At 52.9% G+C, this 5,156-nt stretch carries 6 protein-coding genes; 2 read left to right on the plus strand and 4 right to left on the minus strand.

Annotated features, from left to right (window positions below; translation table 11 throughout):
- Positions 1-198 precede the first annotated feature (198 nt).
- Positions 199-999, minus strand: coding sequence for a helix-turn-helix domain-containing protein (locus B3P58_RS10770; RefSeq protein ID WP_286717478.1), 801 nt, complete (start codon positions 997-999; stop codon positions 199-201).
- A 199-nt stretch (positions 1,000-1,198) separates the two neighbouring features.
- Here B3P58_RS10770 and B3P58_RS10775 point away from each other — a divergent pair, with 199 nt between their 5' ends.
- Complete coding sequence (locus B3P58_RS10775; protein WP_286717480.1) at positions 1,199-1,660, plus strand: carboxymuconolactone decarboxylase family protein; 462 nt, start codon at positions 1,199-1,201, stop codon at positions 1,658-1,660.
- A 26-nt stretch (positions 1,661-1,686) separates the two neighbouring features.
- Here B3P58_RS10775 and B3P58_RS10780 read toward each other — a convergent pair whose 3' ends face one another.
- Positions 1,687-1,815, minus strand: a complete 129-nt coding sequence (locus B3P58_RS10780; protein ID WP_286717482.1) for a hypothetical protein — start codon at positions 1,813-1,815, stop codon at positions 1,687-1,689.
- 235 nt (positions 1,816-2,050) lie between these two features.
- Here B3P58_RS10780 and B3P58_RS10785 point away from each other — a divergent pair, with 235 nt between their 5' ends.
- Positions 2,051-2,569: a hypothetical protein gene (locus tag B3P58_RS10785; RefSeq protein WP_225690948.1), complete on the plus strand. Its 519-nt coding sequence runs from the start codon at positions 2,051-2,053 to the stop codon at positions 2,567-2,569.
- A 131-nt stretch (positions 2,570-2,700) separates the two neighbouring features.
- Here the strand turns inward: B3P58_RS10785 and B3P58_RS10790 are convergent, their stop codons facing one another.
- Positions 2,701-3,756: an adenosine deaminase gene (locus B3P58_RS10790; protein WP_286717484.1), complete on the minus strand. Its 1,056-nt coding sequence runs from the start codon at positions 3,754-3,756 to the stop codon at positions 2,701-2,703.
- Between the two features lie 14 nt (positions 3,757-3,770).
- Entirely contained in the window at positions 3,771-4,751 is a 981-nt protein-coding gene (locus B3P58_RS10795) for an isopenicillin N synthase family dioxygenase (RefSeq protein ID WP_286717486.1), read from the minus strand.
- Between the last annotated feature and the right edge of the window lie 405 nt (positions 4,752-5,156).

Below are 5,156 nucleotides of genomic sequence, written 5' to 3' on the forward strand. Positions count from 1 at the left end.
TGAGAAAAGCTGGCTCTCAGCAGGCCGGATTTACTTAGTGTCGACAGGCCCTAGGATAACCCGTTTTAACGCTGGCGGTTAAACTGCCGCTGAGCCGTGCAAAAATGCCGGTTAAATAACCCGCGCTTTTATTTTTACTGCACCAGGGCCTGTTAACACTAATTAAACAGGCCCTAAACCCGCTGTTTTTCGCCCGGCTTACTCCAAACGATCGCGCTGCTTCAGTCGCTGCCGGTACTGCCCGGGGGTAAGGCCCACCACCTGTTTAAAATCATGAATAAAATGTGCCTGATCGAAATAGCCGGCGTTATAAGCCGTTCCCGTCAGATCGGCTGGCGCTGTTTTCAGTAATTCCCGTGCATGCTGAACACGACGGATACGGGCCAGCTGTTTCGGTGTCAGACCGACCCATTGCCGGAATAATCGCTCAACCTGACGCTCTCCCAGTGCCATACGCTCGGCCAGATCGGCGGTAGAAAACTGCCCGCTGTCTGGCAATGAAGGCAGCAACGCCACCAGAGGATTTTTTGCCTGAATCTGCACATCCAGCTGCCGCAGCAGCCAGAGTTCAATCTGTTGCAAACGTTCATTGACCGCATCCACTTCCCATACCTGCTGCCAGCTTGCTTCCAAAGGCAGATCGGTAACCGGTAACAGACAACCATTCAGCTCGGCCAGCGGCAGCTGAAAAAATGCATGTGCCGCACCAGGATAAAAGCGCACGCCAATAGCATCGACCTGACCGCTCAGTGTCAGGGTACCCGTACGTTGCGCAGGACCAATTAACAGACAGGGGCCGAGATAAGGCTGGCCATTGAAAATCAGCGGATCGGCAAAATTAAACACCACACCCGAACCTCCTTCAGGGTGCAGAAATTCATCGGCCAGTGCCGACTGCCCCACATGACAGCGGATATGCCAATAACACTGTACCAGCGGCTGTAATGCCGTTGTTGGCCGGAAAAACCGGAATCCAAGATGAGTAAGATGCTGTGTCATTGCCATACCCGTGCAGCGGTTCTGCCGCTGCATTGCAGACGGCGGTTCTTGCCAGTCTAACAAACCTCCCAAGCGCCTCACAGCACCGTAAAAGCCTTGCGCATGTCGTATTTTTACAATTACTGCCGGGAGCTGGCCGTTACTCTGCACAGGTATTTCAACCTCATCACGATTAACCAAATGCAATAAGGAGAGCCTTATGACTCAGCGTCTTAACTACTATCAGGCGGCCCCCGCCGCCATGAAGCCCTTAATGGCCGGTGAGCAATATCTGAAAGAATGCGGACTGGAAAAATCGCTGCTGGAACTGGTGAAACTGCGGGTTTCGCAGCTGAACGGCTGTGCCTATTGTCTGGATATGCACAGTAAAGATGCCCGCGCAGCCGGCGAGAGCGAACAGCGTCTGTACACGCTCAGCGCCTGGCGTGAAGCACCCTTTTTCAGTCCGCGCGAACAGGCGGCGCTGGCCTGGGCAGAAGCCCTGACGCTGTTGTCTCAACAGCATCCGGCAGAGCAGCTTCTGGATGATGTACGAAAATCCTTTAGCGATGCAGAGCTTACCAGCCTGACGCTGGCCATCTGCAATATCAACAGCTGGAACCGCTTTGCCGTGGGATTTGGTGCTGATGTGGGCTCTTACCAGCCGGGTGACTTTGACTGAGGCTGCCAGCTCAGAGCGCTGACCGCCTATCCGGGCTGGCCATTCAGGGCCAGCTCATCGCCGGCTTCCGGCTGGGTCGGTTGCTGCGCCAGCGGAACCAGCCGCAGTGCAGCATCGTCGTCGCTGAATTCCGGCAACCTCAGTATACGGAGCAACAGACCTCCCCAGCAGAATCCTTTACTCAGGTCACATAAGGAGCCCCTGTCCGCACCAGTAATACGGGGTCTGAACAACCGTCGCTTATTACCGGAAATACCAGGGCCTGTTAACTCTAAAAATCCGGCCTGTTTAATTAGTGTTAACAGGCCCCAGGCTTTAATCTGAATGTCTGCTGGGTGCTGAATACGGACATTTATCAGCAATCATTAGTCCTTTAAGAGGTTATATTCGATGCCTGCTCTGTCTTCCGTTCCGGAACATTCTTTTCTTGCCAGTTGCCAGACTTCCGGAGCCTTTACCGATTGCTACACCATCACAGTGCCTGGGAATTTGGGGTTAGCTGAATTTATAGAAGCCTTTTATACGACGCGGCTGTTTAAAACCGAACGCTGGCTGCTGGCTAAAATATTGGCCTGCCCATCCAGTGACAGCCAGGTGCGGGATCTCGCCTATAGTGCAGCCAACCGCTTTTCAGCATGGCGCGTGGAACAGAGATCGGATCGTGAAATTTTGCTGGCCTTTGGTCAGACGCGCTCATGGCTTTATATTGAACCCCTTGCTGAGAGATTAAAGAACGGAGAGGCACCTGCAACCCGCTTATACTTTGGCTCTGCAGTATTCCCGGCACGCGCCGGAGGGAAATTCGGTTTTCTGTTTCATGCACTGGGAGGCTTTCATCATCTATATTCCAGATGCTTACTGGCTGCAGCAGCCAAACGGCTAACGGTCACCGGGAGCCATTCCTGCTGATTATTGATAAACACGTTTCTCTCGCCGGCACGGAGCTGTCCCCGCTCATAAAAAAACCGCATTCCGTTTCCGGTATGCGGTTTCTTTTTTATCGTGGTTGGCAAGTAAAGCCGCGGGCGGGTATAAAAACCTCAGGCAGCAATCACCTGTTCCAGCTTTTCCAGCAATAAGGTTTTTTGTTCTACCGCAATAAAGCTGGCCTGAATGCTGTTGGTGGCCAGTTGTGCAGCCTGACCACGGGTCATACCCAGATGGTCGGCCAGAGCCTGATAATTGGCGAGCAGATAACCACCAAAAAATGCCGGATCATCGGCATTAACGGTAACGCAAAGACCACGTTGCAGTAATTGCAGAATCGGGTGCTCGCTCATGTGCTGATACACCTTTAAGCGGGTATTCGACAACGGGCAAACGGTTAATGGAATCCCTTCGGCTGCAAGGCGTGTCATCATCGCTTCGCTGTCAGTGCAGCGCACCCCATGGTCAATACGCTCTACATTTAATACGTCGAGAGCACCTTCGATATAAGCAATCGGGCCTTCTTCACCGGCATGGGCCACACGATGTAAACCAAGCTCAGCGGCGGCGGCAAACACCTTGGCAAATTTCTCCGGCGGGTTACCCAGTTCGGAAGAGTCGAGCCCGACACCAATAAATAAATGCAGATAAGGGATGGCCTGCTCAAGAGTGACAAAAGCCGCTTCTTCGCTCAGGTGACGCAGAAAACACAGAATCAGGCCGCTGCTGATGCCAAGTTGCTCCTGGCCATCCGCCAACGCGCGGCTGATGCCGTCCAGCACGGTTTCCATGGCAATGCCGCGCTCGGTATGTGTCTGCGGGTCAAAGAAGGGTTCTATATGCACCACGCCCTCGTCATGGCAGCGTTGCAGATAAGCCCAGGTTAAATCGTAAAAATCCTGCTCGGTACGCAGTACGTCAGCACATTGGTAGTAAATATCGAGAAAGGACTGCAGATTGGTAAAGTTGTATGCCTGGCGGATCTGATCCACATCCTGATACGGCAGTTGAATGCCATTACGGGCAGCCAGCTCAAACATCAGTTCCGGCTCCAGCGAACCTTCCAGATGCAGGTGCAGTTCGGTTTTTGGCAAGGCCCGTAAAAAGGCTTCGTCGGCCAGCTCAGTTGCTGCCCGTGTATTCTGCAGGATGTGTTCAAATCCGCTCATATTGATCTCCTTGATTAGCCTTTGTTCTGGGTACGATAGGCATAGGTGGCAGCAAAGCGCGATAAAATCCACTCGCCACTGGTAATTAAAGGATAGCGTGCATCACGCTCGGCGGTAATACAGCTGGGAATACAGCTTACCGGTGTGTCGTAACGAGGTTCGACAAAGAACGGCATGGAATAACGATGCACACCGGGGGCCAGGTTGCGTACACGATGCTCGGTGGAGCGGTAATAATCGTTGGTCCAGCGCTGCATTAAATCACCGATATTCACCACCAGCGCATCTTTAACCGGCGGCGCCGCAACCCATTCATCACGGGCGTTACGTACCTCCAGACCACCGACATCATCCTGTAACAGCAGGGTCAGGCAGCCGTAATCGGTATGCGCGCCGGCGGCCTTGGCATCGGCATCCACCACCTGGTCGGCCGGACGTGGCGGGTAATGGATCATGCGCAGCACGGAAATATGCTGATCATCAAAATACTGGTTAAAAAAGTCATCGGGTAACTGCAGTGCAATCGCCATGGCTTTTAACAGGCGACGGGCAACGCTCATCAGCAATCCGTAATGCTGATTCATCTGCTGCTGAAAACCGGGCAATACACCGTATTGATTCGGGCCGTAAAGCTGTGGACATGCCTTAACAACCGGATGCTCAGGATGGATATCGAGCGCCATATCGAAGGTTTCTTTCCAGTCGCTTGGCTTGCCCGGGTCCAGCTGTTCAGCACCGGCACTGCCCCAACCACGGTGGTTGCTGCTGTTGGCAATCAGTATCTGCTGTTTGAGCTCTTCCGGCTGGGCAAAAAATGTTTTTGCCAGGGCAAACATACTCTCAAGCTGGGCTGAGGAAATACCGTGTCCCTGAATATAGAAAAACCCGATCTCACGGCAGGCCTGATCGATTTTGTCCACGACCGGTCGCCAGTCTTCACGGTTGTCACTGAACAGTGGGGAAATATCAATGAGGGGAACATTATTCATCGTCATAGTTCGTGCCTTTTTTATTAAAAATAAGCACCTGGCGGCCAACAAGAGTCTTGCGAACATCCGTACCCGGCAGGTGTCTTTTTACGCTGTGGATAGTTATCTGGCGCAAAAAGAAGTCCGGTATTCACTCTTACCAAGAGGGTATTTTGGAACCGCGTTTATGCTGCGATGCCTTGCGGCACAACCGATAAAGGCGTTTCCCTTCTTACCAAGAGAATGGCGTCTTGGGCTCTTATGGTCTGGCTTCCATGCAGGCAGAGCGGCCGTAGCCGCCCTGCCGGAACAATGACATCAGGACCTGTTAACACTAATTAAACAGGCCTGTTATCGGCTAAAAACTTCTCAGGCAAGGCGCTGAGAGTGTGGCCTAACGGGTTAAGCGAACGAACAGCAACGCAGGATGAG

This window comes from Thalassolituus sp. UBA2009 (assembly GCF_002335285.1).
GTDB classification, from domain to species: domain Bacteria; phylum Pseudomonadota; class Gammaproteobacteria; order Pseudomonadales; family Oceanobacteraceae; genus Venatoribacter; species Venatoribacter alkanivorans.